Origin of the sequence: Mesorhizobium sp. M0016 (assembly GCF_040324035.1) — a bacterium.
GTDB lineage: Bacteria > Pseudomonadota > Alphaproteobacteria > Rhizobiales > Rhizobiaceae > Mesorhizobium.
Genome location: NZ_JAMYVM010000006.1, coordinates 53,664 through 73,964, shown reverse-complemented (window position 1 = coordinate 73,964; position 20,301 = coordinate 53,664). Strand labels below are relative to the sequence as shown.

Genomic DNA, 20,301 nt, shown 5'->3' with positions numbered 1-20,301 from the left:
TTCAATGTCGTAGAGGCAGAGACCGGCCCGGTCCAGTTGAAAGTGATCGGGCCGAGCGGCATTCGCGACCTCACGCGGCGACGGTCGCCGCAAGGCAACAGCCTTATTGTCCGAGCGCGCTGATGCGGTCGGTCACCGTCTGGTCGCTGGCAAAGCCGTCATCCTCGCGCAGCCGCTGGCCGATCATCTTCACCAGTTCGGGATTGTCGGCGAACTTGGTGTGGTTGAAGCTGTCGCCTCCCTTGACCTTGGAGAGGTCGACCACGGTGACGCCATAAGCGGCGAGGTCGGCGGCATCCTTGTAGTCGCCGACGCGTGGCCGCGAGCCTGCGATCAGGCCTGAGAGCCGCAGCGCCCGGTCGTCGTTGGAGAGCAGCAGGATGAACGGCTTGTCCGGCTTGCCGTAGCGGCGCATCTGGCTCTTGAAGACGTCGACGTCGATGTCGGGAGAAGCCAGCACGACATCGCCGAGCTTGCCGCCGAGATCGCGGTCGCCGGTGATGGCCATCTGGCGCAGCGTTTCCATGGTCACCCAGGTTCCGAGCGAGTGGGCGACGATGTCGATGCGCCGCGCGCCGGACTGCTGCAGCATGCGCAATGTCACCTCCAGCTGATCGCGGGCGGCGCTGGCGCTTTCCTTGTCATAGACATAGTCGGTGGTTCTGGCGCCGGATGCCCAGGAAAACAGCACCGGCGTGCCGGGATAGCCGGAATCGTGGACGATCTGGGTCAGGCGGTAGACCGCGTCGTCGAAGCCGGTGTTGTAGCCATGCACGAAGACCATGACGCGGCCGCCGCGCGCGGCAATGTCGGCATTGAGCGCGCTTGAGAATTGAGGCTGCGCATCGTAGCCGACGACCTCGGAAGCCATGAAGTATTTCGCCGGGTCGTTCGACTTGCCGCGCGAGCGGCGCTCGATCTGGCCGGTCTGGTGGGTGCCGGGAACGGTGACGGTGACGCGGGCGTAGTTCAGCGTCGCCGAGCGTTCGCCGTCGAAAACTTTGTTGGGATCGTCGGATTTCTTGCGTGTGGTGGCAATGAAGATCGAGTGATTGCCCGAGATTTCGGTCACCGGCGTGGACATGACGGCGCTGCCGAGCAGTTCCTCGGTTTTGCGGCCGCCGCAGCCGGCGATCAACAGGGCAAGTGCAAGAATGCAAATCGTCTTCAAACGCACGTCAAAAATTCCACTCCGGCCAAAAGGCCCATATACCCCCGCGGCACCTCCCGGACAGTGAGAGTGCGGCAGAAGTAAGTCGTGTCCAGCCGAAATGTGGTCAGCGTCGAGCCACGGTCATCGCACTGTTGCGCGAAAGCCAGAATGGCGGCAGGAACGCAGGGATGTTGGAGAAGGGCAATACCTCGGGCTTGAGCCTGATGCCGAGCACATCGCCCATGAAGGCGCGGCGCGCCTCGATGCGGCGCCATGCCTCGGGATAACGGGCCGCGATCTCCTCGCGCAACGCCTCATCGGCAAGCGCGATACCGTCTTCGATGTTGGTGGTGAAATAGCTGGTTCCGGTCGCCGGAATGATGTCGACCTGCAGCGCCATGCCCGATTGCAGCTTGATGTCCGAGCCGGAAAACACCGGCGAATGCATCCATTCGTCGATGTGGACGAGATGGCCGGGATTGAGCGAGACGCCGAAGAACGGGTCGCCTATGCGGTCATGCACGACTTTCCAAAGCGCTCCGCCGGCAACGCCTATGCCGATGGTCTCGTACCAGTCGACGACGGCGGCGAAATAGGGCGCTACCAGCTGTTCGACATAGTCGCTTATCTCGCGCGGCAGTTCGGCCGCGCTCTCGACCAGGAAGCCGGCGCGGGCGTTGAGCGAGCCCTGGATGCCGTACGCCATGGTGACGGGATCGCCGCGCTTGATGATGTCGAGGTGCGGGCTAGGCAAGCCGTAGGGCGCACGCCTGCCGGCGGACAGCATCGGGTGGCAGCAAAGGGGCAGGCCGTTGATCCCCATCAGCCGCGCGGCCTGCAATTCGCTCATGCCGGGCTCAATATTCCCAAGCACGTTGCGCAGGCCCTGCGAGGAAAAGGTCGCGGCGAATTCGAAGGACGCCAATTGGTCTGCCTCGTTGATGGCGCGTAGACCGTCGGATGGATTCATCAACAGGTTGGCGGCGTTGACCACCGCGCCTCTGTCGCCGGCCAGTGTGCGCAGCGTATCGGCGATGAAGGAAGGCAGGTCGAGCGTCGTCTCGCCAAAGCCGCCATCGCCGGGGCCGAACGGCTTCCAGCCGATGGCGCCGATCTTCTGGCCGGCCTTCAGGCCGCAGGCGGCAAGCGTGTCGGATAGAGAGGCCGAGCGGTCGCGTGGCTGCGCCGGCAGCGAGAAGGTCTGGTAGAGGACGCGCTCGTAGGGCCCGTCGCAGATTTCGGCATAGCCCCAGCCCTCATTGCCGACGAGAAGCTTTGACTGGCTGCCGGGGACGATGACCAGCAACGTCTCCTCGAAACGCGGATCGTAACCACTGAGATAGGCGACATTGGCCGCGTGCTCGCGGTCGCCATAGACGGCAAAGGCGTCGAGCCCGGCCTTGGCGCCGCGCGCCAGCAGAGCCTCGATGCGTGCTTCGTAGGTCCGCCGCTGAACTAGCGGCATCACTGTTGGCTCGCCGAATTCAGGAAGGTCTACGGTCTTCAGGGCGACAGCCGAAACAGGCATGAAGATGGCTCCAATGGATTTCCTGCTGGCGCGTCAAAGCGGCCGCGCCGCATCGGTGGCTGCAAACGGCGAATTGTGCAATAGGCTTCGCCTTCGAACCATTCGATCCAGAGGTGACGGCGCCATGAACAGTTTCTCCTCCCGTGTCGCCACCGCCGCAGCCGCGATCCGCGAGATCTTTCCCGAAACGCCGCTGCAGGAAAACGACTATCTGTCGAAGAAGACGGGGGCTCGGGTGCTGTTGAAGCGCGAGGATCTTTCGCCGGTGCGCTCCTACAAGATCCGCGGCGCCTTCAACTTTTTCCGCAAGGCGCTGGCCGCCGGCAACGAGGCCGAGCTGTTCGTCTGCGCCTCGGCCGGCAACCATGCGCAGGGCTTTGCCTTCGTCTGCCGCCATTTCGGCAAGAAGGGCGTGGTCTTCATGCCGGTGACGACGCCGCAGCAAAAGATCGACAAGACGCGGCTGTTCGGCGGCGATTTCGTCGAGATCAGGCTGGTCGGCGACTTCTTCGACGACTGCTACCGCGCCGCCTTCGAATTCACCGAAAGTTCCGGCGCGCATATGGTGCCGCCCTTCGACCACAAGGACATTATCGAGGGGCAGGCGACGGTCGCCTATGAGATCGCCGACCAGATGCCGGGCGCGCGCATGCCCGACATCATCATGCTGCCGGTTGGCGGCGGTGGCCTGGCGGCCGGGGTGACGCACTATTTCGCCGAGCAGCAACGTGACGCGCGGTACGTCTTTTGCGAACCGGCCGGTGCGCCGAGCCTGCATCAGAGCCTCGCCAGCGGCAAGCGCGTCCGGCTCGCCAATGTCGACAATTTCGTCGACGGCGCGGCGGTGGCCGAGATCGGCCGCGAGCCGTTGCGCCACCTCAAGGAGTTCGCCGCTCAGGCGGTGCGGCTGATCCCTGAGAACCGGCTCTGCGCCACCATGATCGAGATGCTCAACATCGAAGGTGTGGTGCTGGAGCCGGCCGGTGCCTTGGCGATCGACGCGTTGAAGGATTTTTCGCGCAAGGAAATCCGCGGCAAGACCATCGTCGCGGTGGTGTCGGGCGGCAATTTCGATTTCGAGCGGCTGCCCGACGTGAAGGAGCGGGCGCTGCGCTTCGAGGGGCTGAAGAAATATTTTATCATCCGCTTTCCGCAGCGGCCGGGCGCGCTGCGCGACTTCCTCGAACTGCTCGGTCCCGACGATGATATCGCCCGCTTCGAATATCTGAAGAAATCGGCACGCAATTTCGGCTCTGTGCTTATCGGCATCGAAACCAAAGACCGGCGTAACTTCGATCTGCTGAGGGCAAATTTCGAGGCCGAGGGCGTGCACTATCAGGACATCACCGACAACGAGACCCTGGCCGGGTTCATCATATGAGCGGTACAGCCTGCCACCCGAAGCTCGAAGAGCGAAGGGTGGTCTTCGTCGCACTGTTTTCCGGCATCAATGTCGGCGGCAACCGCATCGTCCAGATGGCGGAGTTGCGGGCGTTATTCGAGGCGCTAGGCTTCACCGATGTCGCCAGTTATGTGCAGAGCGGCAATGTCGTGTTCCGGACCAAGAAGGGCGACGCCGCCACGCTGGCGAAACAGATCGAAATGGCGTTCGAGAAAAAATGGGGCTTTCACTCGCGCATCATGGTGCGCGATCTCTCCTGGTTCGAACGGTTGGTGAAGGAGAATCCTTATCCGGAAGTCGCCGGCGATCCGACCAAGCTTCACGCCTACACGCTGGAGCGCCAGCCGACGGCGGACGAGATCGCCAGGCTTGCCGAGAAATGCACCGGCCCGGAAAGCTTCGAGGTCAGGGACGACGTGCTCTACCTCAAGGCGCCGGACGGGCTCGGCAAATCGGTGTTCGCCAATCTCATCCCGCGCGTGCTGAAAGTGCCCGGCACCGCGCGCAACTGGCGCTCGGTGCTGGCGCTGCTGCAGATAGCGCGTTCGCTTTGAACCGCTTCTGCGTTGCGGTCGCGATGCTAATTAAGCCTCGGCTAAACAACAAGGGCGGCGCGGCGGCGACTCACTACAAATTGAGTTATGGCGATACTTTCGATTTTGACGGGGGTGCCCGACCCGGACAGCAGCGCATCGAGGAGCGGAGGCCGCTTCGGCTATACGATCGGTGGCGGTGTCGAATGGGCCTTCGCCGACAAATGGACCACGAAGCTGGAATACCAGTACTTCGACTTCGGCAAGGTCCGTTTGACAGATATCGAGGGCAACGACGCAAGGGTGAAGATCGACGCCCATACGATCAAGATCGGCCTGAACTACAAGTTCTGATCGATCCGTCGTTCCGACAATTCAGATGGCGTCGCAACCAAGTGACGCCATAACGTTGTCCGGGGCTGGCAGCTTCCGGCGTTCGGCGTTGCGGCTGACCGCAGATCAGGTCGCCGGAGCCTGCTTCCACTCGAAAGTCAGCTCCTCGCGGAAGGCGAAGCGCTTGATGTGATCGGCAACGACGCTCTCCATGCGCTCCAGCGATCCGCTTTCATCCGTCGACACCGTGATATGCAGCGCTGCCGCATCGGCATCGAGAACCGTGCGGCCGAGTGACAGATCGATGGTGCCGTGGTTCGGATCGAACTCGACGGGAAATTTGTGCGCCCAGTGCTTGCACAACTGCTGCAAATAGCGGCTGGCATACGCGGTGGAGACATCGGCACGGCTGGTCGGCATAAATGAATTCTCCTGGGTGAGGCACTGGCTTTGCTTGGCTGGCGCGACAGGCAGGTAAATAGGTGCCGTTGCTCGAAATGGCAAAGGGGCCGGCTTGTCGGCGCGGCCGCCTCGCTCAAGATGGCGTGATCGCTACCAGGTGCCGGTGTTCGGCATCGATGCCCACGGCTCAGCCTTGGGCTTGGCCGGGCCCTTCTGCAGCAGTTCGAAGGAGATGCCGTCCGGCGACTTGACGAAGGCCATGTTGCCGTCGCGCGGCGGCCGGTTGATGATGACGCCATTGTCCATCAGATGCTGACAGGTGGCGTAGATGTCGTCGACCTCATAGGCGAGGTGGCCGAAATTGCGTCCGCCCTTGTACTCCTCCGGGTCCCAATTGTAGGTCAGTTCGATCAGCGGCGCCTTCTCAGTGATGCCGCTTTCTACATCCTCGGAGGCGGCGAGGAAGATCAGCGTGAATCGGCCCTGCTCGTTTTCGTAGCGGCGCACTTCCTTAAGGCCGAGCTTGTTGCAGTAGAAATCGAGCGAGACATCGACGTCGGCGACACGGACCATTGTGTGGAGGTAGCGCATGGGATTTCCTCGGGGATGTTTGGGTTGCGAGGCAACATAAGGTCCACCCCGCCGAAGGGCAACGAGCATCGGACTGGAAAAGTGGTCACCGGTTTTGGAAAAAATCAGATTGCTCTGACAAAAGCGTCGGACACAAGTGGTTGCCGATTTCGGCGAAATCCCTTGCAAATTGCCGACCGGTTGACCGCCTTGATGGATCGTCATTGCTGTCGGCAGCGACGCCGGCAAACAACAAGTCAGCTATTCCTGTATTCAACCGTGAAAAAAGGCACGGCAGGTCTTGCACACCCCGGAAGCGGCGGTGTTAATCTAATGTCAAGAATCACTTGCGGTTTTCTTGAAAAAAGGGGGCATTCTTATGGGGGATAAGGCCTCTTTCACGAGGCGGGATGAGAACCTTGACGACGCCCTGAAGAGTGACAGTGGCGGCGATAGCGCCGACCTTGTCGAAATCGCCGGCGCCATCAAATGGTTCGACGTGGCCAAGGGCTACGGTTTCATACTTCCCGATGACGGTTCTTCGGGCGACATCCTCCTCCATGTCACCTGCCTTCGAAAGGACGGTTTTCAGACTGCATTGGAGGGCGCGCGTGTCGTGTGCCTTGTCAAGCACGGCGACCGTGGTTTGCAGGCGTTCCGGGTGCTGTCCATGGACACCACTACGGCGATCCATCCGGCCGAGATGCAGGAACAGCGCACCCATGTGGCGGTGACGCCGGAAAGCGGGCTCGAGCGGGCGCTGGTTAAGTGGTTCAACCGCACCAAGGGCTTCGGCTTTCTGACGCGCGGCGAGGGCACCGAGGATATCTTCGTCCATATGGAGACGCTGCGCCGCTATGGCATCACCGAGCTCAGGCCCGGACAGGTCGTGCTGGTGCGTTTCGGACGCGGTGACAAGGGCCTCATGGCTGCCGAGATTCACCCCGATATGGGCACCTTGCCGGTCGCGCATTAGGACGCGAGCCTTCCTGAGGAAGTCAGGACGGCTCTTTCTTGGTTTCACCACGATCTTATCCGAATACCTGAGACCACTTTTAGGGATCATGGTCTTTGGTCGAGGATTTCCAATGGCGTACAGGAACTGGCTGACAGCGGGCGCGCTCTGCGTCATCGTTGCGGGAGCCGCAGGCGCTTACTTCTATTCCGGGCAGCCGACCGCATCCCAGCAGACGATCGCCGGCGGTCAGGCGATGATCCTTCCCGTCGATCCGACACCCTTGGTCGTGGCGACGAAAGGGGGCGATAAATCCTTTTCGATCGAAGTCGCCGACACCGACTCGGAACGCGAGGCCGGCCTGATGTATCGCCAGGATATGGCCGACAATCATGGCATGCTGTTCGTCTTCGAGATGCAGAAGCAGGTCGGCTTCTGGATGCACAACACGCCGATGCCGCTCGACCTGATCTTTGTTGGACAGGACGGCAAGGTCCGGGCCGTCAAGCACGGCACTCCATTGTCCGATGCAGTCATCTCGCCGGGTGTGCCAGTGCGCTTCGTGCTGGAGCTCAAGGCCGGCACCGCCGCCAAAAACGGCATCGACTATGGCGATCTGCTGCGCCATCCGGCCGTCGGCACGGTGTCCGGCCCCGGCATGCCGCCATCGGACAAGGGCAACGCGCCCACGCCCGGCGCCGGCTGAGCCGCTCCCGATGCAATTCTTCTCCCATGACGGGTTCGACTTCGCCTTCCTCGACCGCCAGCCGGCGTCGGGCGATGGCGATCCGGTGCTGATGATCCACGGCTTTGCCTCCAGCCACTATGTCAACTGGGTCTCGCCCGGCTGGTTCAAGACGCTGAACGACGCCGGCTACCGCGCCATCGCCTTCGACAATCGCGGCCACGGCTCGTCGTCGAAGAGCTATGACGAGGCCGACTACACACCAGCCAAAATGGCCTCGGATGCGGCGGCCCTGCTCGACCATCTCGGCATCGGGCGCGCGCATGTCATGGGCTATTCGATGGGCGCGCGCATTTCGGCGTTCCTGGCGCTGTCGGATCCGGACAAGGTGGCGACGCTGGTCTTCGGCGGGCTCGGGATCGGCATGGTCGACGGGGTCGGCGACTGGGATCCGATCGCCGAGGCGCTGCTGGCCGACGATCCGGCCGCCACCAGCCATCCGCGCGGTCGCTCCTTTCGCGCCTTTGCCGATCAGACGCGCAGCGACCGCCGGGCATTGGCTGCCTGCATCGCCACGTCGCGCGAACTGCTCAGCGAACACGACATGACGCGCATCGCCCAACCGACGCTGATTGCGGTCGGGACGACAGACGATATCGGCGGCTCGCCCGACGAGCTCGCCGCGCTGATGCCGAATGCCAAGTCATTTCACATAGACGGCCGCGACCATATGCTGGCTGTGGGCGACAAGACCTTCAAGCAGCGGGTTTTGGAGTTTTATGCCGAAAATCCGCTTTAACCGGTAAGCGATTTTCGGGCGATATGGATTGGGCGGCCGGCGAGGGGTGGCAACAATGGCACAATGGGGAAGAAGCGCCGACGCTCTGCCGGGCGCCGTCGTGACAAGCAAGTTCGGCAAGCGTTCCGTCATCCTGGCGCTGCTCGCCTTCGGTGCCGGTGTGATAGCGCTGACCACAATGGTGGCGCTGCCGACCCACGCATCCGAGCGTGCCCAGAACATCGCCACGGGTTTCTTCATGGCGGTTTTCCTGCTGGCAGGGCCGTTGGCGCATATTGCGGGATTGATTTTCGGGCTGATGGCGCTGGTGCGTTCGAACGATAGCCGCGTGCTTGGGGTCGTCGGCATCCTGCTCAACGGCGGCTCCCTGGCGGTTGGCTTCCTGCTGCTTGTGGCAATGGCATCGACGATAGGCGCTTTCACCTGATCGGGGACGAGTAATGGCCGGATGGGGAAGAAGCACGATAGCAATGCCCGGCGTGGTGGGGCGGAGCAGCTTGGGCAAACGCTCGGTGATCCTGGCCCTGCTGGCGTTCGCAATGGATTTTGCGGCGGTGGTCACGCTGGCGTTGATGCCAGGCGAGGCGTCGCTGGCCGCTCAAAACGTCCTCGGCGGGGTTTTTCTGGTGGTGTTTCTCGTTGCGGCGCCGCTGGCGCACATCACCGGCGTGGTTTTTGGCTTGATGGCACTGGGACGTTCAAACGACAATCATGTCCTCGGCATCGTCGGTATCCTCCTCAACGGGCTGTCGTTGGTGATCGGCCTGTTCTTTGTTTGGGCGGCGACCAAGTCCGTTGGCGCCTTCAGGTGATCGATCTTCGTCTGGCTTGCAGCCGGAGGCGGTGCCGCTTTGGTTGATCTTCTCGTCACCTACATGGAGATGCGCCCGCGCGATTTGGCGCCTGCACGCGTCAGCCCTGCAGCAGCGACCACGGTGGCGCTGGAAAGGCTGGACAGCGCCGCTTACATCGACCTCTACCGCGCTGTCGGCGAGCCCGTGCAATGGGACCAGCGGCTGCGCATGCCGGCGGAAGACCTCGAGCGCCTGCTGGCGCTGCCCTCGACACATATCCATGTGCTGCGCGTCGAGGGCGAGGCCGCTGGTCTGTGCGAATTCAACGGCGTCGGCCAGCCTGAGGTCGAGCTGGTTCATTTCGGGCTGGTTCCCGCCTTCCAGGGTCGCAGGCTCGGCCCGTTCCTGCTCGACCAGGCGCTTCGCGCCATCTGGTCGCGGGCGCCGCAAAGGGTCTGGCTTCATACCGACACATACGACCATCCGGCCGCGCAATCGGTCTACAGGCGCGCCGGTTTCAAAGCCTATGCGCAGCGCATGGAGACATTTCCGGATTAGGATTTGAGCGTTTCTAGAGACCGCGCCAGGTTTTGCCTGGCCTGGGGCTCGAACCTGTGGCGGAATTCCTGCGTGTGAAAAATATGCTGGCGCGCGAGGAAAGTCTTGAGAATCGCGCCGCGGCCGGCGCGCCACATAGGCTCCTCGACCCAGCCATGTTCGCGTCGGACCGCTTGTTCATAGGCGTCGAAAGTGTCGGCTGACGCACCCAGTATCGCCAGGTCCATGTCGAGGAAAAGCGCTGCGTCGCGCAGGGAGTTCTGATCGGCAAGGCCCCGTGGTTGAAGGCTGGGCAGTTCATGCGTGGCAGTGGCGACGATCATCGCCGCGATGCGGCCGAGGCGCTCCGGATCGGTGCGGGCGGCAAGTTTGTCCTGCGCAAGTGCTGCACTCCTGGCCTCGTTGTCCTTGGCGCGGCTGTCATATATGGCGTCATGGAACCAGATTGCGGCTTCGACGGCGCCGGAATCATGCAGCGATGCTCGATATTCGTCCGCCAGCGCCAGCAACGCCTCGATATGGGCGAGGTTGTGATAGTGGCGATCCGGTGCTTGATAGAGCGCGGAGAGCGCGCGTTTCAGCGGAGCGTCGATCAAGGGTTCGTTTTCCATGGCGGCTTGAATTTCCGTGAACCAAATCCATTTCACCGAGCACTAAGGAAAATTGAGTTCAATCGTGCTATGATCTGGCTTATATGTGCCGCCGGAGAATAGGCAAGCGGCCAGGACGCAGGACAAGACGTCGATGAACAGCATCAGCATTTCCCGCCCCACAATGGTCCAGCCGGTCGATCCGATCTGGCGTTCGGTCCGCGACGAGGCGATGGAAGCGGTCAACCGCGACCCGCTTCTGGCGGCGTTCCTCTATTCGACCATCCTCAACCAGGAGAGCCTGGAGGAAGCTGTCATCCATCGGCTCGCCGAGCGGCTCGCGCATCAGGACATCGGCTCCGACCTCATCCGCCAGACGTTCAAGTCGATGCTGGCCGACGACAAGGAATGGTCGTCGATCGTGCGTGTCGACATCCAGGCCTATTACGACCGCGATCCGGCCTGCGACCGCTTCATCATGCCGGTGCTCTATTTCAAGGGTTTCCATGCCATCCAGACGCACAGGCTGGCACATTGGCTGTGGAATCAGGGCCGCAAGGATTTCGCGCTCTATCTGCAGAGCCGCTCGTCCTCGGTGTTCCAGACCGACATCAACCCGGCCGCCCGCATCGGCAAGGGCATCTTCATCGACCACGCCACCGGCCTCGTCGTCGGCGAGACGGCGGTGATCGAGGACGATGTGTCGATCCTGCACGGCGTGACGCTGGGCGGCACGGGCAAGGCCGGCGGCGACCGCCACCCCAAGATCCGTTACGGCGTACTGATCGGCGCCGGCGCCAAGATTCTCGGCAATATCGAGATCGGCCATTGCTCGAAGATCGCGGCAGGCTCGGTCGTGCTGTCGCCGGTGCCGCACAACAAGACGGTTGCCGGCGTACCGGCCCGCGTCGTCGGCGAGACCGGCTGCGACCAGCCTTCGCGCCAGATGGACCAGCTTTTGCCGTCGCAATCGATGGACCAGGTCGTCAGCTTCGACATCTGATTTGCAACACCCGGCGCGCCGGACGGAAGTCCGATTGCCGGCGCCGTTGCCTCTGAAGCATGATGCCGAAAAGTGTGAGGCGGTTTTCGGACGACATCATGCTCTACCTCCTTGATTTAGAGGCGGATTTGGATTCGACCTGAAATCATCCGGCCCCAGGGTTCGCGTTCTATCCAGCCGGCTTGCCTTTACATCGCCATTGTCGACGTGCCAGAAGCGCGTTCCAACGAGCAAGCCCGACGATCGGAGAAGACTTTTGAAGCCGGACGAAATCAGAAAGCTGGACGCCTATTTCAAGCGCGTCTTCCAGAATCCCAAACTCGAGGTGAAGGCGCGGCCGCGCAAGGAAGATTCGGCCGAGGTCTATGTCGGCGACGAGTTCCTCGGCATCGTCTTCAAGGACGAGGACGACGGCGACTATAATTTCTCGATGGCGATCCTCGACATCGATCTGGCCTGAGCCCAGACGGCTACGGACTTCGGCGATTGGCGGCAGCCAGCTGCGCCATCGTCATCCCGGGGAGAAGCAGCCGCACAGCGGCGTCGCTGAGACCCTGGGATATATTCCAGGCCTCGGCTCAGGAATGTGGCGGTCCAGAACTTCCTCTGCTGCTTCCCAACAGTAATTCTGCACCGCTTCGCTGCCTTAAGCGCATGGAACGGATCCTCGGGTCCGCGCGGCTTCGCGCCCATGTATGACAAAAGCAGAGGGCCGCTACCGTGCGGTCTTTAAGACGCGCGTGGCCTCGGCGACGATAGCGGCGTCAAGCGCCGGCCAGTTGCCCAGCAACTCCCGGGGAAAGCGGTAGGTCAGGCTGAGGCTGTCGCCGACCTGGATGTCCCGCTCGCAGGGCGCCAGCGATTCCTCGGCGCTCGGTCCGCTCAGGCAGCGGGCGACGAACGGGTCCTTGCCGGCCCGGCCGGCGACCGCGAGCACCTCGTTGAGATAGCCTGATTTTTCCGTAAAACCGTAAATCGTCGTGCCGCCGGGGCCGGGCGCGCCGGGCTGGCTGATGAGCGCGCTGTAGATCGGTGCGAAACGGCCGCTCATGTCGCGCGACATCATCTGCGGCTCGAACGACAGGAAGATGATGTTTTTGGCGGCCCCCGTGTGGTTGAAATCGTCGCGGGCGGCTTCGCTGTAGCCGTCCATTTCGGGATAGCGCAGATAGAGGTCGAGCCGCGAAGCGATGCCGTCGCGGCGCGCCTGCAGGAAGCGGATGGCGTTGGCCGGTACGGCAATGACATTGTTGCCGATCACTACCCTGTGGACCGTGATGTCGTCGGTGTAGCCGGCCATGGCGATCGAGCGGCCGAACCATTTTCCGCCAAGGCTGATCGCCAGCGACAGCAGCGCCAGCGCGGCAAAAGCATAGAACACCCGCTTCATCAGCACGGAATCGACGACGTTGAACTCTTCTGCGGTCGCTGCCTGCTTCATCGCAATCCCCATAGTCGCCGCCCTCTTTCCCTGGGCGGCACACATGCCGCGGCATGGCTCTTGCTGCGCTGGACGCGACTGTGCGATTTCATGGTAAACGGAAGGTAAAGATGAGCCTGCTGCTACCCGTTCTCTTCGCTTTTGCCGTCGGGCTCACCGCCTGCGGGCTTACCGGGTCCGTGATGGAACTGGCGGCGGGCCGCCGGCTTGCCTTTGCCGAGCCTTATGTGTCGCCGGCGTACATCCTGCGCTCGCTGGCCGCGACCGCTTGCGCCGGGCCGTTCATGCTCGCCAACGATGCGCTCGATGCACGGCGCGAGGGCCGCATTTCGACGCTGATGCTGATGTCCTGCGGCTGCACGGTGATCGCCTGGGCGCTGGTGCTGGGCATCGTGCTGATCGCCATTGCCTCCTGGGGCATTGGCTCTCCTGGTGCGCTTCAGCTTTTGGTGGAATCGCTGGCGCGGTATTTGCCTTGAGGCAATTGCTGGGGGAAACCGCTACGCGGTTTTCCTAGGATTGTTCTAGGGTTTGTCCCGGCCTGCGAGGAATCGGAGACTGCAAATGCCGACCTATGCAATCGACGGAAAAGCGCCCCGTTTCGAGGATCCCGACAGCAACTGGATCGCGCCGGACGCGACGTTGATCGGCGACATCAGCGTCGGTCGCAATGCCGGCTTCTGGTTTGGCGTGGTCATCCGCGGCGACAACGAGGCGATCGTCATCGGCGCCGACAGCAATGTCCAGGAACATACGGTGATGCACACCGATCCCGGTTTTCCCCTGACGATCGGGCAGGGCTGCACGATCGGCCACCGCGCCTTGCTGCATGGCTGCACGATCGGCGACAACAGCCTGATCGGCATGGGCGCCATAGTGCTCAACGGCGCCAGGATCGGCAAGAACTCGCTGGTCGGCGCCGGCGCACTGGTCACCGAGGGCAAGGAGTTCCCCAACAATTGCCTGATCGTCGGCTCGCCCGCGCGGGTGATCAGGACGCTGGACGATGCCGCGGTTGCCAGGCTGCGCGTCTCGGCCGCGCACTATGTCGCCAATGGCAAGCGCTTCAAGGCCGGGCTGAAGAAGGCCTGAACTCTATTAATGTTTGACGTTGATCTTTTCCGAACGGCAGGTCAGCGCAGCAAAAATCGTTTCTCGCTTTCGCTGACGCGGTCCTTCGGCTCGGGATCATGGTCTGAAATGGTGGAGCCGGCCCGGGGACGGGGCCGGCTCCTTAAAACCCGGTCGTTGGGGACGGGGAGGGTGGGGACTCGACCGGGCTTTCTCGTTAGGCACGTCGCATTATTCGATGTGCTTGACCTCTGTGATGGCGTTTTAGCGGACGCTGGCAACCGCGTCGGCGCGGCCGTCGTTGATCGTCACCCACACGCCGGAATTCTGGTCGGACTGGCGCTTCAGGTAGGTGTAGTCGGTGTCGGTCCAGGACAGCACCTTGGACTCCAGATTGTCGAGGATGAACTCGCCGAGGCTGGTGCGCACGGTCAGCACCGCATGGCCGTCGCCATTTTGTTGGCGCGCTACGGTCATCAAGAGATTGCCGGCGGGAACGCCAAGCGCCATCAATTCGCGGCGCTTCTCCAGCGCATAGTCCTCGCAGTCGCCGAAGCCGCTGTCGGGATAGGACCAGACCTCTTCCTTGCCCCACATTTCCATATCGGTGCGCGGCACGATCCGGGTGTTGACAGAATTGTTGACGTCGACGATCGCCGCCCACAGCTTGCGCGTCAGTTCGACGGGCGCCTGCTTCGGCGTGCGCTGAGCGCATTCCTGCGGCAGCTTCTGGCAGAATTCGTAGTGACCGACCGGCTGTGTCGTGCGGCCGCCAGTGTGCATGTAGGCCGGTCCTGCTGCTTGCGCCGTTCCCCAAGCGGAAAGCTGCATCGCCATTGCCAAGAGCAACAGCTTGCCCCACGTCTTTGCCATTCGTCAGTCTCCCCGTTTGAGGAGACAATGACAGCGTTGGATTTATTTGACGCAAAAACCCGAAGTAGACATTGAGTAAAACCTCAATAGAATACGCGTAAAATTTGATCTATTTGAGTATAAAATCGTTCAGGGTCTCGGCGTAAAACCGCGGTGTCGGGGCGCGGATTTCCGGGTGGAGCCGTGGATTTGCTGCGTGCCGCTACAAGCTGGAGAGGCAGGCGGAACGCCGGCAACAAAAAACCGGCCGCGCAGGGCCGGTTCGTTTTTGCTGCCTGTTGCCGATCGTTCAGGCGCGCGGGGCGTTGAACTCGGAATCGAGCGTTTCCGGGCGTTGGATGACGGCGAATTCGATGGCAACGCCATCCTCGAAATGACGCACCACCTGGCCACGCATGGTGCCCAGCATGACCTGGATGCCGAGCGCCGGCTTGACGTCGATCTCGACCGCCGCGCCCGACAGCGACAGGTCGATGATGCGGCACTGATACTGGCGCCCATCGGTGAGCTGCAGCACGCTTGTCGGGTTGCGCGGCGCCACGCGTTCGTGGCGGCGGTCTTCCGGCAGGTCGAGTTCATGCTTGTTGGCGAGCCAGGTCAACTGCGCGGCCAGTTTGTCCTTCTTGCGATCCGAGGCAATGACGGTCATAGCAAAGCCGTCCTGCGAAGTGCGCGTCACCACGCCCTCGATGCGGCCGATATGATCGATATAGGCAATGATTTTTTCGCCCGGCATGCCGACGCGCTCGGTGCGCAACGCGACATTGCCCGGTGACATATCGACGACCTGGCAAGGGTGTTCGGTGCGGTCCTCCAGCATGAAGCGCCCGTAGATCTTGACCCGGACGCGCTGAAAGTTACGCCTTTCGGCGCGGGACGGTGCGTATTCGACCGCCGCTGACCTCATGACTGCCTACACCCCGTTGGCATTCCCGCGTCGTGCGTGGAATCTCGGCCAAAACTACAGCCAAGCAGGTTAACAAAGGAGAAAAGTGGGTCGCCGATAGTTAAGATTAGCGCCGGCTTGGAGACTATTGCTCGCGCCCGCCGTCGAACACGACGAGGTGGCGGATACGGCGCGACCGACCGAGCGCCGAGATGGTCTCCGGCGCTTCGAGTTCGGGAGCCAACGACGGAACGGATATTTCCGGCCGGTTTTTCAGGAACATCGGGTCCTTGTCGGGATCGATGACGCGGATGGCATCGATCAGCGCATCGGTGATCGGGTCGGCGCCCAGCCAGAACGGCTTTTCCACGGCGCTGATGACGCCGAGGCAGCGCGGGTTCTCGACGCCGCCATCGAGCGGCAGCGCAAGCAGTTCGAAGTGGTTGGAACGGCCGTTGCGGCTGAATCCCTCATAAGTGATCGACACCACGGATTTCTGCTCGAAAACGCCGTGAATGAGGCGCGACACCAGCCGCTGGTCCTTCTCGCGCCATAGCGAGGGGAACGAAAAACCCTTGAGCTCGCGGCCGTAGCCGGCGCAAAGCCTGGTGCCGGCAAGCCGGAACACCGCTTCGCCGCGCGTATCCCTTTCCAGGATGAAGGTGTCGGCCAAAAGCGCCTTGATATCGGCCGGTTCGACTTCCGAACGCTTTGGGGCAGGACGTCCATGACGCAGGCGATTCCAATAATGGAACAGCGCGATTGATCCGTTCTGGTTCATGCTATGAAACTCCGCGCATTCTGCCGTCTGATGGTCCCATCGGTGAACAGAAAGGGCGCCCTCCGATGACCTACATGCGTTCCGGAGCAGGATGCGTGCCAGCGTCGTTAAGACTTGTTCACGGGTCGGGGACGTTAAGGTTAACAAACGGTTTACGTTGCGCGCACAGGCTCGCCATGGCACACCAAAACCACTCCAGAAGCGGTCGTTTCGCGACGACCAACAGCACTTCGGTCAATAGTTTTAGGGGAGCAGGGGGCTCGACCAGCCGTTCAAGGGAAACCTTGGACGGCTTCTTTTTGATTCGCGGTTTGTGATTCGCGCTTTGTGATTCGTAGTTTGTGATTTGTCCGGGCATGGCCTAGATGCTCGCGACACGCAAATCCCTGGATCAGAGCATATGAGCGAACCGGCCGGCCCCCTGGAGACCGAACAGACCGCGGAGGCGCCGCCGCCGCGCCGCGAGCCGGTGTTCAACCTGCCACCGGCGGTGCTGGCGGTGATCGGCATCTGCGTTGCCGTCTTCCTGCTGCAGCAATATGTGCTGACCGAAGAGCAGCAGATAACATTGCTCACCGACGGCGCCTTCATTCCGGTCCTCTACACCGGCCAATACGGTTTCGACTGGTTCCTCTTCACCCGTCCTTTCACCTATGCCTTCCTGCATGGTGGCGTTGCCCACATTGCCATCAACATGGTTGCGCTGGCCGCCTTCGGGTCGCCGCTGGCCAACCGTCTCGGCTGGTTCTGGTTCGCCTTGTTTTTCGCCGCTACCGGGCTGGCCGCGGTGGTGCTGTTCTGGGCGGTCCATCCATACGGCGAAGCACCGCTGGTCGGCGCTTCCGGGGCGATATCGGGCATGATGGGTGCGGCGGCTCGCTTCGGGTTCCGTACCGACCGCTCCTCCGGCAGGGCGGCCTTTGCCGGTCCCGTGCTGCCGATCGCAATCGTTTTGCGCATGCGCGGCGTCGTCAATTTTCTCGGCGCCTGGATGGTCATCAATCTCGCCACCGGCCTTTACGGTCTCGGGCTCGGAGAGCCCGGCCAGATCGCCTGGGAAGCGCACATTGGCGGCCTCGTCGCAGGCTTCTTCGGGTTGCGCTGGTTCGACCGGCGCTGGCGGGCGCCTGAATGGGAGATCCCCGACGACCAGCGCACCCCCGACTAGCGCACTCTATTGGCGCAGCCCACTGGCACACCCCACTGGCACACCCCACTGGCACACTTGAAAAGCAACCGATCACGGCGCACGATGTTCACTCTTATGTGAAGCCGGTCAGGGCGGGAGCTGGCTAGCCAAGCAGGAGGAGGAGGACGCCATGACGGTTAAGGCAATTCTCGAGAGAAAAGGCCATGACGTGTTCACGCTCGGGCCGAATGTAAAGCTCAGCGAAGCCATTCGAATCCTGGCCGACCACAAGATCGGTGCACTGGTCATCACCAACGGCGATCGCAAGATCGTCGGCATCCTTTCCGAGCGTGACATCGTGCGGGTCGTTGCCAGGGAAGGCGCTGCCGCACTTGATATAACGGTACGCTCGGCGATGACGCCGAAAGTGAAGATCTGCAACGAGAACCACACGGTCAACGAGGTGATGGAGATCATGACCAAAGGCCGTTTCCGCCATCTGCCGGTGGAAAAGGATGGGCTGCTCGACGGTATCGTGTCGATCGGCGACGTGGTCAAGCGCCGCATCGAGGATGTCGAGCGCGAGGCCGACGAGATCAGGGCCTACATCGCAACAGCCTGACCTGACGAAGAAACCGCCGACCGGGAATGCCGGCCGGCGGCGTTCATTCTATTGGTTGTAGAGCGGCCGAAAGGGGCTGAAAAGGCCAGCCCGCTGCTTTGGGCGCTTGTCTCGCGAAGCGGTTTGCACTAGCGAAGACCGATACCCAAATTCGCGAAAATCGCAGTTTTCGCGAGCCAAAAGCGCAGGCCACCATGACCCTTATCGATACCCGCACGCCCGATGCCAAACGTTTTATTCCCGGCGCTACCGGCGATTGGGAGATCATCATCGGCCTCGAGGTTCATGCGCAGGTGACCTCGGAAGCAAAGCTGTTTTCCGGGGCGTCGACGACTTTCGGCGCGGCGCCCAACGCCAATGTCAGCCTCGTCGACGCGGCCATGCCCGGCATGCTGCCGGTCATCAATGAGGAATGCGTCAAGCAGGCGATCCGCACCGGCCTCGGATTGAAGGCGCAGATCAACCACAAGTCGGTGTTCGACCGGAAAAACTATTTCTATCCCGACCTGCCGCAGGGCTACCAGATATCGCAGTTCAAGCAGCCGATCGTTGGCGAAGGCACGATCGTCATTTCGGTCGGTCCCGACCGGCAGGGCGAGTTCGAGGACATCGAGATCGGCATCGAGCGCCTGCACCTGGAGCAGGACGCCGGCAAGTCGATGCACGACCAGCATCCGACCATGTCCTATGTCGATCTCAACCGCTCCGGCGTGGCGCTGATGGAGATTGTCTCCAAGCCGGACATGCGCTCCGCCGACGAGGCCAAGGCGTATGTCACCAAGCTGCGCACCATCGTGCGCTATCTCGGCACTTGCGACGGCAACATGGACGAAGGCTCGATGCGCGCCGACGTCAACGTCTCCGTTCGCAAGCCCGGCGGCGAATTCGGTACGCGCTGTGAGATCAAGAACGTCAATTCGATCCGCTTCATCGGCCAGGCCATCGAGTTCGAGGCGCGCCGCCAGATCGCCATCCTCGAGGATGGCGGCAAGATCGATCAGGAAACCAGGCTGTTCGACGCCGTCAAAGGCGAGACGCGCTCGATGCGCAGCAAGGAAGAGGCGCATGACTACCGGTACTTCCCCGATCCCGACCTTTTGCCGCTGGAATTCGATCAGGCCTATGTCGACGCGCTGGCCAAGGAGTTGCCGGAACTGCCCGACGACAAGAAGGCGCGCCTGATCTCTTCACTTGGCCTGTCGACCTACGACGCCTCGATCCTGGTGTCGGAAAAGCCGATCGCCGACTATTTCGAGCAGGTGGCCTCGGGCCGCGACGGCAAGCTTGCCGCCAACTGGGTCATCAATGACCTGCTCGGCCAGCTTAACAAGGCCGGCAAGGACATTGAAAATGCTCCTGTAACACCGGAGCAGCTCGGTGCCGTGATCGACCTGATCAAGGAAGGCACCATCTCCGGCAAGATCGCCAAGGATCTGTTCGAGATTGTTTGGAACGAGGGCGGCGATCCGCGCCAGCTGGTGGAAAGCCGCGGCATGAAGCAGGTCACCGACACCGGCGCCATCGAGAAGGCGGTCGACGAAGTCATCGCCGCCAACCCCGACAAGGTCGAGCAGGCTCGCGCCAAGCCGACCATGGCCGGCTGGTTCGTCGGCCAGGTGATGAAGGCCACCGGCGGCAAGGCCAACCCGCAAGCGGTTAACGATCTGGTCAAGGCCAAGCTCGGTATCGAATAGAATGTTCGTCCGCACCGCCAGCGAACGTGACCTTGCTGCCGTCCGCGCGCTGCTGGTCGAAACCTGGCACGCAACGTACGACACGATCTATGGCGCCGAGCGGGTGACCGAAATTACCGACGACTGGCATTCGATCGCCTCGCTCAAGGCGCGGCTGACAAGGCCGAACTCGGAATTCCTGGTCGCCGATGACGGCAAGCGTATCGGCGGCATGGCTTTTGCCGCCGCAACGACGGATACGAAGATCGTGCTGCTGAACCAGCTCTATGTACTGCCGGCCTGCCAGCGGCAAGGCATCGGCCAGGCCTTGCTGGACGAGGTCGAAGCCAGCTTTCCCGAGGCGAACAGGTTGCGCGTCGAGGTGGAAGAGGCCAACGTGCCGGCCATCGCCTTCTACCGTTCGAAGGGATTTTTGCCGGTCGGCAGCACCGCCGATTGCGGCGGCGGTTCGGGGTTGCCGGCGCTGATCTTCGAGAAGCCGCTGGGATAGGCGTCCGAC

At 62.1% G+C, this 20,301-nt stretch carries 26 protein-coding genes; 17 read left to right on the top strand and 9 right to left on the bottom strand.

Translation table 11 applies throughout. The features are described from left to right. Positions 1-103 precede the first annotated feature (103 nt). Together NKJ88_RS11160 and NKJ88_RS11155 are read right to left on the bottom strand one after the other, a co-directional pair. Complete coding sequence (locus NKJ88_RS11160) at positions 104-1,177, bottom strand: alpha/beta hydrolase (protein ID WP_023710593.1); 1,074 nt, start codon at positions 1,175-1,177, stop codon at positions 104-106. 100 nt (positions 1,178-1,277) lie between these two features. Further along, complete coding sequence (locus tag NKJ88_RS11155) at positions 1,278-2,681, bottom strand: aminopeptidase P family N-terminal domain-containing protein (protein ID WP_023710592.1); 1,404 nt, start codon at positions 2,679-2,681, stop codon at positions 1,278-1,280. Positions 2,682-2,805: 124 nt separating this feature from the next. Here NKJ88_RS11155 and ilvA point away from each other — a divergent pair, with 124 nt between their 5' ends. The 3 genes from ilvA to NKJ88_RS11140 all read left to right on the top strand — a co-directional run bounded on the left by ilvA (position 2,806) and on the right by NKJ88_RS11140 (position 4,970). Then, the gene (ilvA, locus tag NKJ88_RS11150; RefSeq protein ID WP_023822945.1) at positions 2,806-4,062 is read left to right on the top strand and encodes a threonine ammonia-lyase IlvA; all 1,257 of its coding nucleotides are present in this window, start codon (positions 2,806-2,808) and stop codon (positions 4,060-4,062) included. Next, a complete protein-coding gene (locus tag NKJ88_RS11145; protein ID WP_023828646.1) occupies positions 4,059-4,637 on the top strand; it encodes a DUF1697 domain-containing protein in 579 nt (192 codons plus the stop codon). The genes ilvA and NKJ88_RS11145 overlap by 4 nt, the downstream gene beginning before the upstream one ends. 87 nt (positions 4,638-4,724) lie before the next feature. Continuing rightward, positions 4,725-4,970 carry an outer membrane protein gene (locus NKJ88_RS11140; RefSeq protein ID WP_352444058.1) on the top strand — a complete coding sequence of 82 codons (246 nt, stop codon included), beginning with the start codon at positions 4,725-4,727 and terminating at the stop codon, positions 4,968-4,970. 105 nt (positions 4,971-5,075) lie between these two features. Here NKJ88_RS11140 and NKJ88_RS11135 read toward each other — a convergent pair whose 3' ends face one another. Together NKJ88_RS11135 and NKJ88_RS11130 are read right to left on the bottom strand one after the other, a co-directional pair. Then, the gene (locus NKJ88_RS11135; protein ID WP_023702485.1) at positions 5,076-5,369 is read right to left on the bottom strand and encodes a DUF2218 domain-containing protein; all 294 of its coding nucleotides are present in this window, start codon (positions 5,367-5,369) and stop codon (positions 5,076-5,078) included. 132 nt (positions 5,370-5,501) lie between these two features. Next, on the bottom strand, positions 5,502-5,942 hold the full coding sequence (locus NKJ88_RS11130; protein WP_023667513.1) for a VOC family protein: 441 nt from the start codon (positions 5,940-5,942) through the stop codon (positions 5,502-5,504). Between the two features lie 358 nt (positions 5,943-6,300). Between NKJ88_RS11130 and NKJ88_RS11125 the strand changes: the two genes are divergently transcribed. The 6 genes from NKJ88_RS11125 to NKJ88_RS11100 all read left to right on the top strand — a co-directional run bounded on the left by NKJ88_RS11125 (position 6,301) and on the right by NKJ88_RS11100 (position 9,712). Then, positions 6,301-6,897 carry a cold-shock protein gene (locus NKJ88_RS11125; protein ID WP_031244492.1) on the top strand — a complete coding sequence of 199 codons (597 nt, stop codon included), beginning with the start codon at positions 6,301-6,303 and terminating at the stop codon, positions 6,895-6,897. Positions 6,898-7,009: 112 nt separating this feature from the next. Further along, a complete protein-coding gene (locus NKJ88_RS11120) occupies positions 7,010-7,582 on the top strand; it encodes a DUF192 domain-containing protein (protein ID WP_027050416.1) in 573 nt (190 codons plus the stop codon). 10 nt (positions 7,583-7,592) lie between these two features. After that, positions 7,593-8,360, top strand: coding sequence for an alpha/beta fold hydrolase (locus NKJ88_RS11115; RefSeq protein ID WP_027050417.1), 768 nt, complete (start codon positions 7,593-7,595; stop codon positions 8,358-8,360). Between the two features lie 55 nt (positions 8,361-8,415). After that, positions 8,416-8,787 (top strand): hypothetical protein, encoded by a 372-nt coding sequence (locus NKJ88_RS11110; RefSeq protein ID WP_156033759.1) that lies wholly within the window; start codon positions 8,416-8,418, stop codon positions 8,785-8,787. 70 nt (positions 8,788-8,857) lie between these two features. Beyond that, positions 8,858-9,172 (top strand): hypothetical protein, encoded by a 315-nt coding sequence (locus tag NKJ88_RS11105; RefSeq protein WP_023822943.1) that lies wholly within the window; start codon positions 8,858-8,860, stop codon positions 9,170-9,172. Between the two features lie 39 nt (positions 9,173-9,211). Then, entirely contained in the window at positions 9,212-9,712 is a 501-nt protein-coding gene (locus NKJ88_RS11100) for a GNAT family N-acetyltransferase (RefSeq protein ID WP_352444057.1), read from the top strand. Here the strand turns inward: NKJ88_RS11100 and NKJ88_RS11095 are convergent. After that, positions 9,709-10,323 carry an HD domain-containing protein gene (locus NKJ88_RS11095; RefSeq protein WP_352444056.1) on the bottom strand — a complete coding sequence of 205 codons (615 nt, stop codon included), beginning with the start codon at positions 10,321-10,323 and terminating at the stop codon, positions 9,709-9,711. The two genes, NKJ88_RS11100 and NKJ88_RS11095, sit on opposite strands and share 4 nt — an antisense overlap. A gap of 133 nt (positions 10,324-10,456) precedes the next feature. Between NKJ88_RS11095 and cysE the strand changes: the two genes are divergently transcribed. Next, positions 10,457-11,305 (top strand): serine O-acetyltransferase, encoded by an 849-nt coding sequence (gene cysE / locus NKJ88_RS11090; protein WP_023667506.1) that lies wholly within the window; start codon positions 10,457-10,459, stop codon positions 11,303-11,305. Positions 11,306-11,561: 256 nt separating this feature from the next. Then, positions 11,562-11,765, top strand: a complete 204-nt coding sequence (locus NKJ88_RS11085) for a DUF3126 family protein (RefSeq protein ID WP_006200852.1) — start codon at positions 11,562-11,564, stop codon at positions 11,763-11,765. A 255-nt stretch (positions 11,766-12,020) separates the two neighbouring features. Here the strand turns inward: NKJ88_RS11085 and NKJ88_RS11080 are convergent, their stop codons facing one another. Continuing rightward, the gene (locus NKJ88_RS11080; RefSeq protein ID WP_352444055.1) at positions 12,021-12,746 is read right to left on the bottom strand and encodes a hypothetical protein; all 726 of its coding nucleotides are present in this window, start codon (positions 12,744-12,746) and stop codon (positions 12,021-12,023) included. A 110-nt stretch (positions 12,747-12,856) separates the two neighbouring features. On the opposite strand from NKJ88_RS11080, the gene NKJ88_RS11075 reads away from it, so the two are divergent. Continuing rightward, the gene (locus NKJ88_RS11075) at positions 12,857-13,225 is read left to right on the top strand and encodes a DUF6949 family protein (RefSeq protein WP_352444054.1); all 369 of its coding nucleotides are present in this window, start codon (positions 12,857-12,859) and stop codon (positions 13,223-13,225) included. An 85-nt stretch (positions 13,226-13,310) separates the two neighbouring features. Beyond that, positions 13,311-13,838, top strand: coding sequence for a gamma carbonic anhydrase family protein (locus tag NKJ88_RS11070; protein WP_023681510.1), 528 nt, complete (start codon positions 13,311-13,313; stop codon positions 13,836-13,838). 243 nt (positions 13,839-14,081) lie between these two features. Here NKJ88_RS11070 and NKJ88_RS11065 read toward each other — a convergent pair whose 3' ends face one another. From NKJ88_RS11065 to NKJ88_RS11055, 3 genes are all read right to left on the bottom strand, one after another. Beyond that, a complete protein-coding gene (locus NKJ88_RS11065; RefSeq protein WP_023695381.1) occupies positions 14,082-14,690 on the bottom strand; it encodes a transglutaminase-like cysteine peptidase in 609 nt (202 codons plus the stop codon). A gap of 289 nt (positions 14,691-14,979) precedes the next feature. Continuing rightward, positions 14,980-15,597 carry a PilZ domain-containing protein gene (locus NKJ88_RS11060; RefSeq protein ID WP_023667501.1) on the bottom strand — a complete coding sequence of 206 codons (618 nt, stop codon included), beginning with the start codon at positions 15,595-15,597 and terminating at the stop codon, positions 14,980-14,982. Between the two features lie 124 nt (positions 15,598-15,721). Then, positions 15,722-16,357 (bottom strand): PAS domain-containing protein, encoded by a 636-nt coding sequence (locus NKJ88_RS11055; protein ID WP_023691213.1) that lies wholly within the window; start codon positions 16,355-16,357, stop codon positions 15,722-15,724. Positions 16,358-16,757: 400 nt separating this feature from the next. On the opposite strand from NKJ88_RS11055, the gene NKJ88_RS11050 reads away from it, so the two are divergent. The 4 genes from NKJ88_RS11050 to NKJ88_RS11035 all read left to right on the top strand — a co-directional run bounded on the left by NKJ88_RS11050 (position 16,758) and on the right by NKJ88_RS11035 (position 20,292). Beyond that, a complete protein-coding gene (locus NKJ88_RS11050; RefSeq protein ID WP_352444053.1) occupies positions 16,758-17,525 on the top strand; it encodes a rhomboid family intramembrane serine protease in 768 nt (255 codons plus the stop codon). Positions 17,526-17,676: 151 nt separating this feature from the next. After that, positions 17,677-18,108: a CBS domain-containing protein gene (locus tag NKJ88_RS11045; protein WP_023667498.1), complete on the top strand. Its 432-nt coding sequence runs from the start codon at positions 17,677-17,679 to the stop codon at positions 18,106-18,108. Between the two features lie 194 nt (positions 18,109-18,302). After that, positions 18,303-19,802: an Asp-tRNA(Asn)/Glu-tRNA(Gln) amidotransferase subunit GatB gene (gatB, locus tag NKJ88_RS11040; RefSeq protein ID WP_023715796.1), complete on the top strand. Its 1,500-nt coding sequence runs from the start codon at positions 18,303-18,305 to the stop codon at positions 19,800-19,802. A 1-nt stretch (position 19,803) separates the two neighbouring features. Beyond that, positions 19,804-20,292, top strand: coding sequence for a GNAT family N-acetyltransferase (locus NKJ88_RS11035; protein ID WP_023702477.1), 489 nt, complete (start codon positions 19,804-19,806; stop codon positions 20,290-20,292). The last annotated feature ends 9 nt before the right edge of the window (positions 20,293-20,301 follow it).